General features: G+C 59.8%; 18 protein-coding genes and 2 pseudogenes. 15 read left to right on the forward strand and 5 right to left on the reverse strand.

Annotated features, from left to right (window positions below):
- The first annotated feature begins 2 nt into the window (after window positions 1–2).
- The 15 genes and pseudogenes from MKZ35_RS05670 to MKZ35_RS05740 all read left to right on the forward strand — a co-directional run bounded on the left by MKZ35_RS05670 (window position 3) and on the right by MKZ35_RS05740 (window position 12042).
- A complete protein-coding gene (locus tag MKZ35_RS05670) occupies window positions 3–710 on the forward strand; it encodes a DUF305 domain-containing protein (RefSeq protein ID WP_482512216.1) in 708 nt (235 codons plus the stop codon).
- A gap of 48 nt (window positions 711–758) precedes the next feature.
- A complete protein-coding gene (locus MKZ35_RS05675) occupies window positions 759–1316 on the forward strand; it encodes a heavy metal-binding domain-containing protein (RefSeq protein WP_482512217.1) in 558 nt (185 codons plus the stop codon).
- A gap of 114 nt (window positions 1317–1430) precedes the next feature.
- Window positions 1431–2672, forward strand: a complete 1242-nt coding sequence (locus tag MKZ35_RS05680) for a TolC family protein (protein ID WP_482512218.1) — start codon at window positions 1431–1433, stop codon at window positions 2670–2672.
- 137 nt (window positions 2673–2809) lie between these two features.
- The gene (locus tag MKZ35_RS05685; protein ID WP_482512219.1) at window positions 2810–3433 is read left to right on the forward strand and encodes a hypothetical protein; all 624 of its coding nucleotides are present in this window, start codon (window positions 2810–2812) and stop codon (window positions 3431–3433) included.
- A gap of 63 nt (window positions 3434–3496) precedes the next feature.
- Window positions 3497–4561, forward strand: a complete 1065-nt coding sequence (locus MKZ35_RS05690; protein WP_482512220.1) for an efflux RND transporter periplasmic adaptor subunit — start codon at window positions 3497–3499, stop codon at window positions 4559–4561.
- Between the two features lie 23 nt (window positions 4562–4584).
- Entirely contained in the window at window positions 4585–5085 is a 501-nt protein-coding gene (locus tag MKZ35_RS05695; RefSeq protein ID WP_482512221.1) for a YybH family protein, read from the forward strand.
- Between the two features lie 139 nt (window positions 5086–5224).
- Window positions 5225–8400, forward strand: a pseudogene (locus MKZ35_RS05700) (efflux RND transporter permease subunit).
- A gap of 4 nt (window positions 8401–8404) precedes the next feature.
- Window positions 8405–8527: a hypothetical protein gene (locus MKZ35_RS05705; RefSeq protein ID WP_482512222.1), complete on the forward strand. Its 123-nt coding sequence runs from the start codon at window positions 8405–8407 to the stop codon at window positions 8525–8527.
- Window positions 8528–8539: 12 nt separating this feature from the next.
- Complete coding sequence (locus tag MKZ35_RS05710; protein WP_482512223.1) at window positions 8540–8800, forward strand: hypothetical protein; 261 nt, start codon at window positions 8540–8542, stop codon at window positions 8798–8800.
- Between the two features lie 53 nt (window positions 8801–8853).
- Entirely contained in the window at window positions 8854–9144 is a 291-nt protein-coding gene (locus MKZ35_RS05715) for a helix-turn-helix domain-containing protein (protein ID WP_482512224.1), read from the forward strand.
- Between the two features lie 104 nt (window positions 9145–9248).
- Complete coding sequence (locus MKZ35_RS05720; RefSeq protein ID WP_482512225.1) at window positions 9249–9584, forward strand: four-helix bundle copper-binding protein; 336 nt, start codon at window positions 9249–9251, stop codon at window positions 9582–9584.
- Window positions 9585–9678: 94 nt separating this feature from the next.
- Entirely contained in the window at window positions 9679–10401 is a 723-nt protein-coding gene (locus MKZ35_RS05725; protein ID WP_482512226.1) for a ceramidase domain-containing protein, read from the forward strand.
- A gap of 129 nt (window positions 10402–10530) precedes the next feature.
- Complete coding sequence (locus tag MKZ35_RS05730; RefSeq protein WP_482512227.1) at window positions 10531–11211, forward strand: class I SAM-dependent methyltransferase; 681 nt, start codon at window positions 10531–10533, stop codon at window positions 11209–11211.
- Window positions 11212–11543: 332 nt separating this feature from the next.
- Window positions 11544–11750 (forward strand): heavy-metal-associated domain-containing protein, encoded by a 207-nt coding sequence (locus MKZ35_RS05735; RefSeq protein ID WP_482512228.1) that lies wholly within the window; start codon window positions 11544–11546, stop codon window positions 11748–11750.
- Between the two features lie 94 nt (window positions 11751–11844).
- Complete coding sequence (locus MKZ35_RS05740; protein WP_482512229.1) at window positions 11845–12042, forward strand: hypothetical protein; 198 nt, start codon at window positions 11845–11847, stop codon at window positions 12040–12042.
- 250 nt (window positions 12043–12292) lie between these two features.
- Here MKZ35_RS05740 and MKZ35_RS05745 read toward each other — a convergent pair whose 3' ends face one another.
- The 5 genes and pseudogenes from MKZ35_RS05745 to MKZ35_RS05765 form a co-directional block, all read right to left on the reverse strand.
- Window positions 12293–12469 carry a hypothetical protein gene (locus MKZ35_RS05745; RefSeq protein ID WP_482512230.1) on the reverse strand — a complete coding sequence of 59 codons (177 nt, stop codon included), beginning with the start codon at window positions 12467–12469 and terminating at the stop codon, window positions 12293–12295.
- Window positions 12462–12842 carry a hypothetical protein gene (locus tag MKZ35_RS05750; RefSeq protein WP_482512231.1) on the reverse strand — a complete coding sequence of 127 codons (381 nt, stop codon included), beginning with the start codon at window positions 12840–12842 and terminating at the stop codon, window positions 12462–12464. The genes MKZ35_RS05745 and MKZ35_RS05750 overlap by 8 nt, the downstream gene beginning before the upstream one ends.
- Window positions 12843–13322: 480 nt before the next feature.
- Window positions 13323–13613: a hypothetical protein gene (locus MKZ35_RS05755; RefSeq protein WP_482512233.1), complete on the reverse strand. Its 291-nt coding sequence runs from the start codon at window positions 13611–13613 to the stop codon at window positions 13323–13325.
- Between the two features lie 27 nt (window positions 13614–13640).
- Window positions 13641–14072: a hypothetical protein gene (locus MKZ35_RS05760; RefSeq protein WP_482512234.1), complete on the reverse strand. Its 432-nt coding sequence runs from the start codon at window positions 14070–14072 to the stop codon at window positions 13641–13643.
- A gap of 357 nt (window positions 14073–14429) precedes the next feature.
- Window positions 14430–15404 (reverse strand): annotated as a pseudogene (locus MKZ35_RS05765) (IS701 family transposase); the annotation flags it as partial.

Here is a 15404-nt window from a genome sequence, read left to right on the forward strand (position 1 = left end):
CCATGAAAACCCAGGCCTTTCTTTTCGCCGCGCTTTGCTCCGGCACCCTGTTGCTGAGCAGCTGCGACACCAAAACCACTACGGAAACTACCGCCACCACCGAAACCGGCGCGGCTGGCGACATGGCCACGATGGACCACTCCACGATGGGCAGCGACGCCGCTACGGCCGGCGACTCGCCCCTGAAGGCCTCAATGGATGAGATGATGGGCAAGATGGACGCCATGAAAATGAAGGGCAACACCGACCACGACTTTGCCCACATGATGCTGGAGCACCACAAGGGCGCAGTCGTGATGGCCGACATCCAGCTGCGCGACGGCAAGGATGCCACCATGCGCCAGATGGCCGAGAAAATCAAGGCCGAGCAGCAGCAGGAAATCGGGGAGCTGGAAGCTGTGGCCACCCGCCTCGACAATGCCCCGACCAACTACAAGCCCCAGGACCCGAACGACCCGTTCACGGCCCAGATGAAGACGTCGATGACGACCATGATGACGGATATGCCCAAAACGGTGGCCAACCCGGACATGAACTTCAATATGATGATGACCGTGCATCACCAGAGCGCCATGGACATGGCCAAAGCCGAAGTGGCCCACGGCAAAGACACCAAGCTCAAGGCAATGGCCCAGAAGATGATTGATACCCAGCAGAAGGAAATAGACGCCTTCAAGACCTGGCACGCCCAGAACGCCGACAAAATGTAGCCTTCCGCGCTTCCTGCTTTTTTCTCTCAACCCACTTTCCATTATCCCATGAAGATTTCCCAAATCCTGCTCGCCGCCGCCCTCGTGGCCACTGTTTCTTTCTCGGCCCAGGCCCAGCACAGCCACAAGCCCGCCGCGGCCCCGCACGGCCATAAGGCGGCCGGCGAAACGCACGCTCATAAATCGCCGCACGGCGGCGTTGTGCGCACGGCCGGTACCCTCCACATCGAGCTGGTGCAGCACCCCACTGAGCTGCACGTGTACCTGCTCGACGCTAACGAAGCGACCGTCACCGCGACCCGCGCCACTGGCTCGGTGATGCTGCTGACCACGGCCAACAAGAGCAGTACCGTAGCGCTCACCCCGACCGGCGACCACCTCGTGGCCAAACTGCCCGCCGATGCTTCCCTGCGCACGGCCATCGTCAACCTGAAAGCCGGCGGCAAGTCGCTGTCCGCGCGCTTCGAGAAGCTGGACGCGGCGAAATCAGCACCCGCCAAATCCGTAGGGGCCGCCTATATGTGCCCCATGCAGTGCGAAGGCAGCGCCAGCGACAAGCCCGGCAGCTGCCCTAAGTGCGGCATGGCCCTGGTCAAAAAGCCCTAGTCGGAGCTACTCGTTTTTTCGGCGGGCCGCGCCCGCACTTCTTCTGTGTAAAGTCGTTCGCCGCGCAACGGCGGACGGCCCTATAGAGGCCATTACCCTGACTACGTAATTAACATGAAGTACCCTAGAAATAGAGGAATACCCGGTTGGCTGCTGGTGCTGGTGCTACTGGCGGGCTTGGAGCCGGCCAGGGCCCAAACCACCGCTATCAGCCTCGACAGCGCCGAAGCGCAGACGTTGCGCCGCCACCCGCGGCTGCGGCAGTCGGCCCAGGAGCTGGAGGAGCAGCGGGCTCTGAAGCGGGGCAGCTTCGCGCCCGCCAACCCGGATTTTCTGTTTTCGGCCCCCACTGGCGAAATGTGGGCGCCCGGCGTGGTGCAAACCATTGACTTTCCGACGGTTTACCGGCGGCAGGCCAATGTGGCGCGGGCGGGCGTCACCCTGGCCGAGCGCAACCAGGATGTGAGTCGCGCCACCGTCCGCCGCGATGCCCGTTTGGCCTACCTGAACCTGCAATACGCGGAAGCCCAGGTGCGGCAGCTTGTGTATCAGGATAGTCTTTATCAAACCCTGCGGCAGGCCACGGAGCGGCTGTTCGCGGCCGGGGAAATAACCTCGCTCCAACGCATCAGCACCGCGGCCGAAGCTCAATTGGTAGCCGTCGAGTTGGCGCAGGCCACGGTGGAGCAGCGGGCGGCCCAGCGCCGGCTGGGTTTGCTGCTGGGCCGTCCGGCCCTTGAATTCACGACCAGCACCGACCTGCGCGAAACCGGCCCGGCGCTGGCGCTGTCGGGCGCGGCGCTGCTGCGCGGGCTGCCCGTAGAAGACAGCACCGCCCTGTTGCGCAGCCCCACGCTGGCCTACGCCGCCCAGAACGTGGCGCTCAGCCAGTCCGGCATCAGTCTGGTGCGGGCGCGCCGCACCCCGGCCCTGACGGTGGGCTACCAGAATCAGGCGTTCGAGAATTCGGCCACCCGCTACCGCTTTCAATTCGGCGTGTCGGTGCCGATCTGGTTCTGGACCTACCGCTCGCAATTACAGGCGGCCACAGCCCGGGCCAGCGCGGCCAGCTACCAGCTGGAAACGCAGCGCCTGGAGCTGGGCACCCAGTACCAGCAGGCCCTGGCCGATACGCGCAAGTTTGCCACCACGCTCACTTACTACGAGCAAACTGGCATTCCTCAGTCGCGGGCCATCATCAGCCAGTCGCAACGCCTGTTCCAGTCGGGCGAAATCAGCTACCTGTTCCTGATTCAGAGTCTGGATCAGGCGTTTACCATTCAGAATACTTACCTGACGACCATTCGTGACTACAGTCAGGCTGTTATTGAACTTAACTACCTGCGGGGCGAATAAGGAACATGATGTAGCGCGAAGCTTCCGCTTCGCGCATCGTTGAACAATTACTTAGGGGGCATTTTTAACATCGTTGTTCAACCAAACAACGACACGCGAAGCAGAAGCTTCGCGCTACATCCTGACTACTACATAGTATGAAACACCTACTGATTGTACTACTGAGCCTGCTGCTGACCAGCACGGCCCACGCCCATGGGGGCGAAGACCACGGGGAAGGCGGCGCGGCGGCGGCACCCGCCGGGGCCACTTCCTTTTCGGTGGCGGCCCTCTCGGAGCAGTTTGAAGTGCTGCTGCGCTACGAGCCCCTCACCGGCGGTGAGCCCGCCGATCTGCGCCTGTTCCTGTCGGATTACGCCACCAACGCGCCCATCCGGGGGGCAAAAATTACGTTGACTAACCCCGAAGACGCGCAGCTCAAGTGGGCCGTGACGGAGCAGGAGCCGGGCGTGTATCTGGTGGAGGGCGAGTTTCCAGCCAACAAGCCCTACAGCTTTACGGCCAACATCGTAGCCGGCGAAAAGGCTGATTTGCTGCTGTTGGACGGTATCAACGTGGGCGCGAAGCTGCCCGTGGCGGATGCTCCGGCAGCGACGGCCCCGTCTGTTTTCTCTTCCTGGAAAAATGTGCTGCTGCTGCTCGGAGCCTTTGCTCTCGGCATTGGCCTGACGGCGCTGCTGCTCCGCCGCCGGCGTGCGACCCCACCCGTTTCTGTTCCCACTGCTACCCCTACTCCCGCTGTCTATGAAAACCAAGCATAAGCTCCTGGCCGCGACGGCCGCCGCCGGCCTTGTTCTGACGGTCTTCTTCCCCCGCCCGCGCCCGTGTTGGGGCACGGCGGGGAAGACCACGGCGCGGCCGCCCAGCCGAGCACCGGCGTGGCCCTCACCGACGAGGTGCTGCTGCCCAAAGAAAGTCAGTTCCTGTTTGCGGTGCGTACCAACCTGGCCAGCTACTCCACCACCTATAGCCGGGCCACGCTCTACGGCACCGTGGCGGCGGCGGCGGGCGGCGAAGGCCGCGTGGTGGTGCCCCAGGCCGGGCGCATCGTCAGCCTGCCGGCCCGCGTGGGCCAATCGGTGCGGGCGGGACAAACCCTGGTCGTCATCGAACAAACCCTCGACGCCACCCAGCAAATCGGCCTCAGCACCGACCGCGCCAACGCGCAGGCCGAGCTGCGCGCGGCCCAGCAGGAGTATAATCGCCTGCAAAGCATTGCCGACATCGCCGCCCGCAAAGACGTGATAGCCGCCGAGCTGCGTCTGCGCCAGGCCCGCCAGAACGCTGGCATCCTGAATGGGCAGGCCAGCAACCGCCGCGTGAGTATCACTTCCCCCATCAGCGGCACCGTGGATGTGTTCAACTTGGCCGTGGGGCAGCAAGTGAGTCAGGGAGACGAATTGTTCCGGGTACTCAACCCTAGCAAGCTGCGCGTCGAAGCCCAGGTGTTTGCTCAGAACCTGGACAAAATCACCCCGGACACCAAGTTTCGGGTGGAAAGCCTCCAGGGCCAGGGTAGCGCCCCCGCCCGGCTTGTATCCTTCAGCAACGTGGTGAACCCGGTGAACCAGGCCCGCCAACTCATTCTGGAGCTGGACGGGACAGCAGGCAACCAGTTCCGGGCCGGCCAGGCCGTGAATGTGCAGGTCGTCAGTCAGAGCGGCGAGGGTACGCCGCAACTGGTGGTGCCTACGTCGGCCGTCACCGATTTGAACGGCCGGCCGGTGGTGTTCGTGCACACCGACCCCGAGCGGTTTGCCATTCGCTTCGTGCAGCCGGGGGCCAGCAATGGCGAGCAAACCGTGCTGGTGCAGGGCGAGGTAAACGAAAACGACCGGGTAGTCACGTCGGGCACCTATCAGCTCAAGTCTATTTACCTCAACCAATAACTCGCTTCGCAACTCTCTTCACGATGAAAAAACCCGTAGTCTTAGCCGCCCTGACCACCACGCTGCAACTCACTGCCTGGTCAGCTAGTGCCCAAACAGCTCCTGCGACCGGCAGCTCCCCCGCCGATGAGGCGGCCGTAAAAACCGTGCTGCGCCAGTATCAGCAGGCCGTTGAGAAGCTCGATACCACCGGCACCCACCGCCTGTTCGCGGCCAACTCGCAAGTGTTTGAGTCGGGTGGGGTAGAAGGCACTTACGCCCACTACGCCGCCCATCACTTAGCCCCCGAGCTAAAGGAATTCAGCGCCTTCACCTTCAGCGACTATAAAGCGGCCGTGCAGGTGGATGGCCCCTACGCCTTCGCCACCGAAACCTACACCTACACCATCGGGCCGAAAAAAGCCCCCCAAACGCCGATTGTACGCCGGGGAGTAGCCACGTCGGTGCTGCACAAAAACGCCGCCGGCCAATGGCAGATTCTCAGCACCCACAGCTCCGCCCGCACGCCCCGGCCCAAGAAATAAGGATAAATCACCCGAAAGGGTGCTGGGGGGCTTTTTCTTGCCTGTTTGGCCGACGGTCGGCTGATTTGGCTTCGTTATTTTCTGCTTTTGACCGATGCTTGATAAGATAATCCGCTTTGCCCTGCAAAACCGCCTGCTCATGCTGGCCTTTGCCGTAGGGCTGCTCATTGCCGGCACCTACACGGCCCGGCAGCTGCCCGTGGACGTGCTGCCCGACCTGGACCGCCCCCGCGTAACCGTGTTTCTGGAAGCCCCCGGCATGGCCCCCGAAGAGGTGGAGGCACTAGTGACGCTGCCCGTGGAAACGGCCCTGAACGGGGCTACCGGCGTGTCGGCCGTGCGCTCCAACTCGGCCATCGGTTTGGGGATGGTGTTCGTGGAGTTCGACTACGGCACCGACATTTTCACGGCTCGCCAGATTGTGAGCGAGAAGATGCAAACCGTTGCCGAGCAGCTGCCCACGGGTATTACGCCGGTGCTCGGGCCAATTTCTTCGGTCATGGGGCAGATTATGCTGGTCGGGATGACGGGCGACACCACTTCGGCGGCCGATTTGCGGACGCTGGCCAATTACACGGTACGCCAGCGGTTGCTCAGCATCCCCGGCGTGGCCCAGGTTATTCCCATCGGGGGCGACAACCTGCAATACCAGGTGCTGCTGGATATGGCTCGTCTCAACGCTACTAGTCTGACCGTGAACCAGGTGGAAGACGCGCTGCGCAAGTCCAACCTGAACACCACCGGCAACTTCTTCGACCGCAACGGCTCCGAAGTCCTCATTCGCAACCTGGGCCGCTTGCGCTCGGTCTCAGACATTGAAAATATCATCGTCGGCTACCGCGACCAGTCGCCGGTGCGCGTGGCCGATGTGGCCAATGTGAAATTCGGGGCCCGCTTCAAGCGCGGTGACGGCAGCGTAAACGGCCGGCCGGCCGTGATTCTGAGCATCGAAAAGCAGCCTGGCGCGGCCACCGTGGGCCTCACTGAGGCGGTAGAAAAGGCGCTGGTGGAGCTGAAGCCCTCACTGCCCAAAGACGTGCAGATGAACACCCGCCTGTTCAAGCAATCGGACTTTATTGAGTCATCCATCACCAACGTGGAAGAAGCCCTGCGCGACGGCGCTATCCTGGTCGTCATCGTGCTGTTTGCCTTCCTGCTGAACGTGCGCACCACGTTTATCTCGCTGGTGGCCATTCCGTTGTCGCTGCTGGTAACAGCTTTGGTATTCCGCTTCGCCGGCATCAGCATTAACACCATGACCCTCGGCGGCCTGGCTATTGCCATTGGTGAACTGGTCGACGACGCCATCGTGGACGTGGAAAACGTGTATCGCCGTCTGCGCGAAAACCGGCAATTGCCCCATCCTAAGCCCGTGCTGAAGGTTATTTACGCGGCTTCCTCCGAAGTGCGCAATTCCATCGTGTACGCTACCATTATCGTGGTGCTGGTGTTTCTGCCGCTGTTCGCGCTGGAAGGCATGGAAGGCCGCATTTTTGCCCCCTGGGCATTGCCTACATCACCAGCATCGTGGCTTCGCTGTTCGTGTCGCTGACCATCACGCCGGTGCTCTGCTACTATTTATTGCCCAACATGAAGCAGATGGGCCACGCCGAAACCGATGGCGGGCTGGTGCGCTGGCTTAAGAAAAAAGATGCTCGCCTGCTGACTTGGGGCCTGGAGCGGCCGAAGCTGATTCTGGCGGGTACGGGCCTACTGTTTGTAATGGCCGCCGCGATGGTGCCCTTCTTCGGCACCGAGTTTCTGCCGCCCTTCAACGAAGGCTCCCTCACGGTGAACTTCTCGGCCCCGGCCGGCACCTCGCTCACCGAATCCAACCGCCTGGGAACCCTGGGCGAGCAGCAGATGCTGCGCATCCCGGAAGTTGCCTACACGGCCCGCCGCACCGGCCGCGCCGAGCTGGATGAGCACGCCGAATCGGTGAATAACTCCGAGATTGAGGTAGCCTTCAAAACCGAGGAAGAGCTGGCAAAGGAAGGCCGCGAGATGCGCAACCGCGACGAGATTCTGGCCGATATGCGCCAGCGCCTGAGCCTGATAACGGGCGTGAATGTGAACATCGGCCAGCCCATTTCCCACCGGCTGGACCACCTGCTGTCCGGTGTGCGGGCCCAGGTCGCTATCAAAGTGTTTGGCAATGATTTGCTGGAATTACGCCGCTACGCCAATGAAATCCGCGACGTGGCCGGCACCGTGCCGGGCGTGGTTGATTTGCAGGTCGAAAAGCAGGTGCAGATTCCGCAGCTGCTCATCCGGCCCCGCGAAGACGCGCTCCGCGCCTACGGCATGGAGCGCGGCGAGGTGGTGCAGGACCTGGAAACGCTGTTTCAAGGCACCGTCGTGTCGCAGATGCTGGACGGGCAGAAGCGCTTCGACCTGATCGTGAAGCTGCCCGAAGACCAGCGCAACGACCTGGCCGCCATCGCCCAGACGCGCATCGAAACGCCCACCGGGGCGCTGATTCCAGTCAGTCAGGTGGCCGACGTGGTGTATGAGCCCGGTCCGAACACCATCAACCACGAAAACACCCAGCGCCGCATCACTATATCGCTCAATGTAGCCGAGCGCGATTTGGGCTCCACGGTGCAGGAGATTCAGCGCAAAGTCAGCGCGCAAGTGCAGCTCCCGGCGGGCTACTACCTGACGTATGGGGGGCAATTTGAGAGCCAGCAGTCCGCCTCGCAGAAGATTCTGTGGCTGAGTTTGTTCTCGCTGGCCGGCATTTTTCTGGTCTTGTTTTCCCACTTCAAGTCCAGCTACATGGTGCTGCAAATCATGCTTAATATTCCGCTGGCGCTTATTGGCTCGGTGGTGGCGGTGCTGCTCACGGGCGGCACGTTCAGCATTGCTTCAATGGTCGGCTTCATCACGCTCACCGGCATTGCCTCGCGCAATGGCATCATGATGATTTCGCACTACATCCACCTCGTGGAGCACGAGGGCGAGACGTTTGGCCGCAAAATGATTGTGCGCGGCTCGCTGGAGCGGCTGGTGCCGGTGCTGATGACGGCCCTGGTGGCGGCCCTGGCCCTGGTGCCGCTCACCCTGGCCAAGGACGCGCCGGGCAAGGAAATCCTCTACCCGGTGGCCACCGTGATTCTCGGCGGCCTGCTCAGTTCTACCTTCCTCGACATCATCGTTACGCCGGTCGTGTTCTGGCTGGTAGGGGAGAAGGCCCTGGCCCAATACTTTGCCTCCCACCAGGAAACCAGCCTCGACGACCAACCCCAGGAATTAGACGCGCAGCCGCTGACCCCAGCCGGCGACCAGAATTCTATTCGGCCCGCCGGCGCCTAGTCGTATGCTACACCTCTTGCTGCACGTAGCCTGGCCGGCCCGCACCCGCGTCTGGGCCATCGGCTTTCTGGTGCATATGGTACTGGACTACCTCGAATGCCTGCCACTGGGCGTGTATCTGCCCTAACACATTCCGCCAATGTCCGTCTTCCCCAACCTGGCTCTTTCCACCACGGTGCTCTACATTAAGCACATGGTGTGCCCGCGCGGCATTCGGGTGGTGCGGCAGGAGCTGGAAGGGCTGGGCCTGGAAGTGCTCGAGGTGCGTCTAGGAGCAGCCACGGTTACGGGCGCACCGGAGGAGTTGGACTGGCCCCGCCCGCTACCCTGGAAGCTGCCCATTTTACCCTCCTGGAAACCTTATCCCAGACCCTACTGTACCGGGTTCAGGCGGCAGTAAACCGCCGGCTGCGCCAACCCGGAAGCCTAGGCCACCGGGCTTTCGCCGCGGCTGTGGCCCAAGAAATCGGCCTGCCCTATCCCCGGTTGAGCGCGGCCTTTGCCCGGCTTTCTGCCGGCCACACCTTAGCGGGCTGCATTCTTAGTCAGCGTTTGGCCTATGCGCAAGAGCTACTGGCTTCGTCCGACCTAGGAATTGGAGTCATTGCCCGGCAGTTGGGTTACCGCAGCTTGGCGCATTTTTCCGGGCAATTCCGGCGCGTAGCCCGGTGTTCCCCGTCCACGTATCGCAAGCTCCTATCCTCGGCCGAAGCGCCTTTGGTCACGACCGGGGCACTCAAATAATGCAAGCATAAACTACTGCTGCATAAAACCGTCGGCCTTAGACTGGGTATAATCAGGTAAGGCAATCAAGTCGATTGCAAGTATTTTACTTAAACCCTTTACCCATGCATACCCAAAACCAATCCCTGCTCGACGCCCTGAACGCCTGCATTGCCGCCTGCGAGCATTGCGCCTCGGCTTGCCTCCAGGAAGAAGACGTGAAGATGATGGCCCGCTGTATTAGTCTCGACCGGGACTGCGCCGATATCTGCGCCCTGACGGCCCGCTTTGTGGCCCGCGGCTCGGAGCACGCCCAGCACCTGCTGCAGGAGTGCGCCGACATCTGCAAGGCCTGCGGCGACGAGTGTGAAAAGCACGGTGCCCATATGCAGCACTGTAAAGAGTGCGCCGAAGCCTGCAAGCGCTGCGAAGAGGCCTGCCGTCAAGGGATAGCTGCTTAGCTGCCCTTTTTTGGTTAACATGGCTACGCCCGACCCAAGCAGGTTGGGCGTTGCTATACCCAAGCGACGATAGCGCACCCCCGAACCTGATTAAATGGAATCCCAATCCTGCCCCTGGCACGAGTTTGAGTATTCGCCGGCGCAGTTCTGCGAGGAATCGCTCTGCGGCTGGGTGCGGCAGCCGGGCAACACGGTTTCCAACCTGGGCTTTCTGGTGGTGGCTTACCTGATATTTCGGCACGCTGGAAAACACAACGCGCGCCACCTACTTCCCCTGGCGTACATTTCCATCGCCACGGAGCTCGGGTCGGCCTTCTTCCACGCTTCTGAAACGTGGGTGGGTGGTATCGTGGACTTTTCGACCATCTACCTGGGCTCCGCTTTCATGTTCGCCATGAACGTGCGGCGGCTGACAAAATGGGGCAAGCCAGCTATTGTCGTGGTGTATTGGCTGTTCTTCCTGGGATTCTTCGGCCTACTGTTATGGGAGCGCGACCTGGCCCGCACGTCGTACGCGCTGCAAAGCGTGCTGTGCTGCATCGTGCTGGAAGCTATTCTCTTTTTCCGGCAAGACTACCGCCCGCCCTACCGCTGGTTCTGGGCTTTTTGGGGGGCTTTTTTGCTCGGCTACGGCCTGTGGCTGCTCGACGTTAAGCATATCGTCTGCGACCCCACGAACCACTGGGTTTCCGGCCACGCCCTCTGGCACTGGCTCGACGCGCTGGCCTTGTACTGCGTCTACCGCTTTTACACGGGCATTCCGCTGCTGCGCTTTTCCCCGCAACCGTCGGTAACGGAAGCAGGCTCACGGGGCTGATTCATCAGCTGTCTTTTCCCTGAAATCCTGGGAGCATCATTCTGTTGCTAACTATTACTGCTGTCAGCCCCTCCGAAGGGTGCGCCAATTCATGTTTTTCGATACATAAGGACTACTATTAGAGACTCCATGCCGAATTCCCCGTCACCTATCAAGCGTAGTTCGCAGTTGGTCCGTGGGTTGTATTCTGCCCGCGCCCGACTTTACGACGGATTTATCCACCTGCTTCGCTATCCACAGGGTCTTCAGCGGTTTTTTGAGCAGGCGGACTTCCTGCGTACCCACTTAAAGGCCCTCGACGCGGGCTGCGGAACCGGAGCCACGACCCTGGCGCTGCACGCGGCCCTGGACGCGCGCCACTTGCTGCCGGCCCGCTTTTCCGCCTTTGACCTGACCCCGCTTATGCTCAGCCGGTTCCGGGAGGCCCTGGCCCGGCATCCCATTCCCGATTTGGAAATGGTGGCCGCCGACGTGTTAGCCCTCGAACAACTCCCTGCTGCCTGGCATGACTACGACCTCATCATTTCGGCGGCCATGCTGGAGTACCTGCCAAAAGCCCGCCTGGCGGAGGCCCTGGCGGGCCTGCGCCACCGGCTCAAGCCGGACGGCACGTTTGTGCTCTTCATCAGCCAGCAGTCCATTTGGATGGACTGGCTCATTCGGCGGTGGTGGCAGGCCAATCTGTACACCCGAGCCGAGCTGGAAGCCGTGTTAGGGCAGGCGGGGTTTACAACCCGACACTTTGCCAAATTCCCCGGCCCTTACGGCTATCTTAACTGGTGGGGCCACGTGGTAGTTGCCCGCCGCTAACGCCAGTTGGGCCTATCTATTTGAGGTAGCCAACACGCAGCCTGGGGGGCATTTATCTTGGGTAACCTCTTTCACTTGGCCTTCCGCCTAGCTTTGTACCGGTTCTTACACCCATACCTATCCTTTTGGGGAAAGAAGGTAGTGTCCCTGATCAAAGATTTATGCTGCTGATACCTCTGCGCAAGACTATCCTCACGTCTCACGCGAGCTTTTTTACTTCAAATCATGCAAGCCCTAAGCTTAATTCTATACCCCTTCCGGGGCACGGGCCGCTACTTTTGGGTGTTACTAACTCGAACCCGCCCGCTATGGGCGCTACTTATTCTACTCCCATGAAAACCCTTCAATTCCACACCAACATCAACTGCGGCGGCTGCATCAAGGCCGTGACACCTACCCTCAACGGGGAGAAAGCCATTGCCTCCTGGCAAGTGGACACGGCCAACCCCAACAAGGTGCTGACCGTGACCGGCGACGTCACCGAAGAGCAGGTCTTGGCCTTGGTAGAGGACGCGGGCTTCAAGGCCGAAAAGGCCTGATTATCTCCCTTAAATAATCTTACGGCGTACGGGCCGTAGCTTTTTAAATTGCCCTGCTACCGTGCCAGCAGGTCCACTTTAACCTCCTGAACTGATGAAACGCAAGATGATGCTGTTCGGCGCTGCGGCGCTGCTCTCCGGTGGGGCCCTGTTTGGCTTTACCAGCCCCACGGCTACCACCTCCGACTGCCCGCTGAAGGGAACCCCCGATTGCCCGTTGGTGCAAAACTGCGCGCAAGTCGGTACACCGGCCTGCGCGGCGGGTACTCCCGCCTGCTGCGTGGCCAAGTAAGCTGCCCGTTTTTTGACTCGAACGCCCGGCCTAGCCGGGCGTTTTTCGTTTCAGCCAGTAGCAGAGTGTGGCTCTACAACACGCAGGCACCCGGGCTCAGAGTAGTTATGAGCTACCGCCGTGCTTGGTTCTCCGCGTTACGCTACTTTCTTTTCCCCTCCAGGCGGTTCTTTCGATAGTGGGAAAAGCCCCTGAACTGGATGACCAGCACGGGCAAGATGAGGGCGATCAGCAGCAGCGGATAAGGCAGCTAGCGGCTTTCAATGACCTGATAGGAAACACCGTGCACGAGCACGTAGAGAAAGTAGTTCCAGCGCTGCCAGTATTTCCAGCGTGGGGCCTTGAGCTTGCGCAGGGAAAGGTTGTTAGACAGGGCCAGCAGCAGGACCAGGATAAGCCCGCCGGCCAGTCCCGCGTAGTTAGGCAAACCCAAACAGGTCGGCCCGTAGCGAAAGCGCCTTGGTGCGCTTGTCTTCCTCAAAGAAGTAAAGCAGCATATTACCCATGTGCACCTGCCAGCCAATGGCTACGTGGGCCAGCCCGACTATGCCGCTCCAGATGCCAATATCCCGGCGCAGGTCCGTTGATACGGGGTTGTGCTTTCGGCGCAGCAGGTTGAACGGCCCGGTCAGCAAGGTGGCCCCTAGCAACAAGAGGGAAACATAGGCCGTGCTCATGCTCCACTTGTACTTGACGTCGGGTGACTCTACGGCGTAATAAAGACCGATGAGCAGAAGAAGGTTGAGCAGGCCCAGCATCATATGGTGATAAAGTCTGCGGGAAGAACGAAAATCTAGCATGGACTGATTGGTATAACTTAATCAAGCGCTGCCAATGTGGAGGACCTTGAATCGGTAAGGTAGTTGGTTCTATCAGACGCTGTCAACCGTTTCCAATTTCTTAAGGATTCGTCAAAACTGACTTGAGTTTGAGGTTTCTACTTATAATTAAGTGTCGACCAGTCATCCTTATCACTTCGCAATTATTTGAAGATAAGGTAAGATAAGTAAGAGTTATCTTACCTGCCTCCTATTTTTTCATCCCGCCTTTTAAGTTATGATAATCCTTACTTATGATACCTAAAAGGGCACTATTTTAAAAAGAACAGAATGAGCACAAATGGCCTAGCTTGACTACATTGTAATGGAAGTAAATGAGCAAGGGGTTAGAAGTTAGTGAACACAGCTTGCATTTTAGTTGAAGTACATGAGCAGAGTTACTCGTGTATCCTCATGAGTTTACTTTTTGCGCTACCTTGACGGCCCTGTTACGATTGCATCCTATCGTCTGTCAGCCTGCTCATCAAACCACCTGATGGCGTCCTCTAGCGTGACCACGTCCGTGGCACTGAGCGGCTGAAGCTCAAACGTTTCTGCCCCCGGCTCTACCTGACAGAATTTATCCAGCCCAAGCATAAAGCGTCCGTCCCGCTTATAGAGCGTACATTCTAGGACTTTATCCAGCCGCAGGGTCCTGGTAGCGTAGTCGGGCGAGATGGCCACGTTAAAGGCCTGCCCGGTGGCCATCACGCTGGGATAGTAGACGCCGGCCTTTTTCCGCTCTACGGTCACCTCCGCGAATAGGGCGGAAAGCAGATATTAATAGTGGCTCTTAAACTGTTGGGAAGGCTTGACAAATTCGACCGCAAAGAAAGCATTGGCCGTCCGGGACTGCTCACGCAGGGGTGAGTCTAGCTGGGCAGTACCGCGCTCAAAAGCGGCGTACAACTCTCTGCCCTTCGGGCTGCGCTGGGCTAGTTCCTGATGGTAGCAGAGCGCTACCATCGGCACGTCGTTGGTCACGACCCAGCTACCGGACGTGATGCCTTCCTGCTGCAAGTCGGAGCTCCTATCCGGCAGGTGGGAATGCCGTAGCAACGTACTAGCTTCGGAAACCGAAATCATCCGCTCAACCAGGTTGCCCTCGTCCTCGGGCGAGAGAACAGACGCATAGAACATCGTCTGGCGGGGGGGCTGGCGCGCCCGTGCGGCCAACTCTAAGGTGTCATCCGTAGCCACTGGCAGCGTCACCAGCGCCGAGCGAGTGTAGGGGGAGACTAATTCCCGAACCGGTTGGTACTAAAAAATACCGTCAGATCCGCGCCGACGACCTCTGCCGTCGCAGCTTCTCCGCGGCCCGCGATACAAACGTGCTAACTGCTCCAGTATATTCTCAAAGTCAGTTAGGGGCTTGCCAAACAATCGAATGCAGGCAATAGACTTGCGGGCCTGCCCTCCATCCTCGCTCGGCTCCATACTCAGGCACTGATACCCTTGCAGCACCTGCACTACTACAATGCACCTAGGTGCTTACAAACCCAGAGTAGGGCGCAATATGATCTAGTGAATTCAGATATCCACTAGTTCTCGAAGAGATAGATTTAGGACTTACGCAAAACGGAGGGTAGGCTGAGTCAGTTCTCGGCGCAGATAGTCGTCCAGCAGGCCTTGTTTGAGCTGGTACACGGTGGTGGTCGTTTGGTACGCTAGTCGTTTGAGGCTGGTCCAGGTGCGTAGGGCCAGGGCAATGTGGTTACGTTGGCTGCGCGCCAGCCGACACTGACAGGCTTGCAGACCGGTGAGTTGTTTGGCTTCGCGGTGAAACTGTTCAATCAACCAGCGGACGTTGCTTTCTTGCGCGGCAGCGCCCGTGTCGTCTTGTGCTAGCTCGTTGGTGACGAGATAGTCCGTCCGGTGGGTAGACACCCGTACGCGGAAACATTTCAACTTGACCTCCTGGGGCATTTTACGCACCTTGAGCAGCTGGCCGCGGGCCACCTCCTGGGCCGACCAGCTCAGGCAGGCCAAGGGCTGATAGGGTTGCTGCCCGCCCGAATCATCGACTAAGCGGTTGCTTTTGAGCGGACAATAAAACAGCTTTTTCTCCTTCATGAGCCACTTAAACGCGTCGTGGCGTACCAGGAGTCCATCAGCACGGTGCGGTAGGGCACCTGCCGCACGCCCAACTGGAGGAGCATATCGCGCACGTGCGCCTGTTTGTCTTTGCCATCTACTTCCGGGGCGAAAAGCCGATAGTCCAGGAGCCAAAACTGGTTGGTGTCGGGATTGACATAGACACAGTTGACCAAGCCGATGCCTTTGATCAGGCCGTGGGCGTTGCCCGAATACTGGCGGCGCACCAACTCGATTTGGTGGCTGTGCGACTTGTAGAGCACTGTGTCATCGAAGAGCACGTAGCCGCGGGCGCTGGCCACGAACTCGCCTTGCCGCGGTTGCCAGAGTTGGCGGGGCGTGAAGCGGCGCGTTTTGAGAAAGTACTGCACGTTATCGTGCGTGAGGCCGGCCAAGTGGTCAGCCAGGTAAGTGCCCGTGTAATTTACCTGGCTACTGAGCAGAAATTGT

The sequence above is a fragment of the Hymenobacter sp. R533113 genome (assembly GCF_056835965.1).

Coding starts and splice junctions, on each gene's coding strand:
- MKZ35_RS05720 (WP_482512225.1), top strand. CDS start 9,249: ATGCATACCCAAAACCAATCCCTGCTCGACGCCCTGAACGCCTGCATT.
- MKZ35_RS05670 (WP_482512216.1), top strand. CDS start 3: ATGAAAACCCAGGCCTTTCTTTTCGCCGCGCTTTGCTCCGGCACCCTG.
- MKZ35_RS05680 (WP_482512218.1), top strand. CDS start 1,431: ATGAAGTACCCTAGAAATAGAGGAATACCCGGTTGGCTGCTGGTGCTG.
- MKZ35_RS05705 (WP_482512222.1), top strand. CDS start 8,405: ATGCTACACCTCTTGCTGCACGTAGCCTGGCCGGCCCGCACCCGCGTC.
- MKZ35_RS05675 (WP_482512217.1), top strand. CDS start 759: ATGAAGATTTCCCAAATCCTGCTCGCCGCCGCCCTCGTGGCCACTGTT.
- MKZ35_RS05750 (WP_482512231.1), bottom strand. CDS start 12,842: ATGCTAGATTTTCGTTCTTCCCGCAGACTTTATCACCATATGATGCTG.
- MKZ35_RS05735 (WP_482512228.1), top strand. CDS start 11,544: ATGAAAACCCTTCAATTCCACACCAACATCAACTGCGGCGGCTGCATC.
- MKZ35_RS05730 (WP_482512227.1), top strand. CDS start 10,531: ATGCCGAATTCCCCGTCACCTATCAAGCGTAGTTCGCAGTTGGTCCGT.
- MKZ35_RS05695 (WP_482512221.1), top strand. CDS start 4,585: ATGAAAAAACCCGTAGTCTTAGCCGCCCTGACCACCACGCTGCAACTC.
- MKZ35_RS05725 (WP_482512226.1), top strand. CDS start 9,679: ATGGAATCCCAATCCTGCCCCTGGCACGAGTTTGAGTATTCGCCGGCG.
- MKZ35_RS05740 (WP_482512229.1), top strand. CDS start 11,845: ATGAAACGCAAGATGATGCTGTTCGGCGCTGCGGCGCTGCTCTCCGGT.
- MKZ35_RS05685 (WP_482512219.1), top strand. CDS start 2,810: ATGAAACACCTACTGATTGTACTACTGAGCCTGCTGCTGACCAGCACG.
- MKZ35_RS05710 (WP_482512223.1), top strand. CDS start 8,540: ATGTCCGTCTTCCCCAACCTGGCTCTTTCCACCACGGTGCTCTACATT.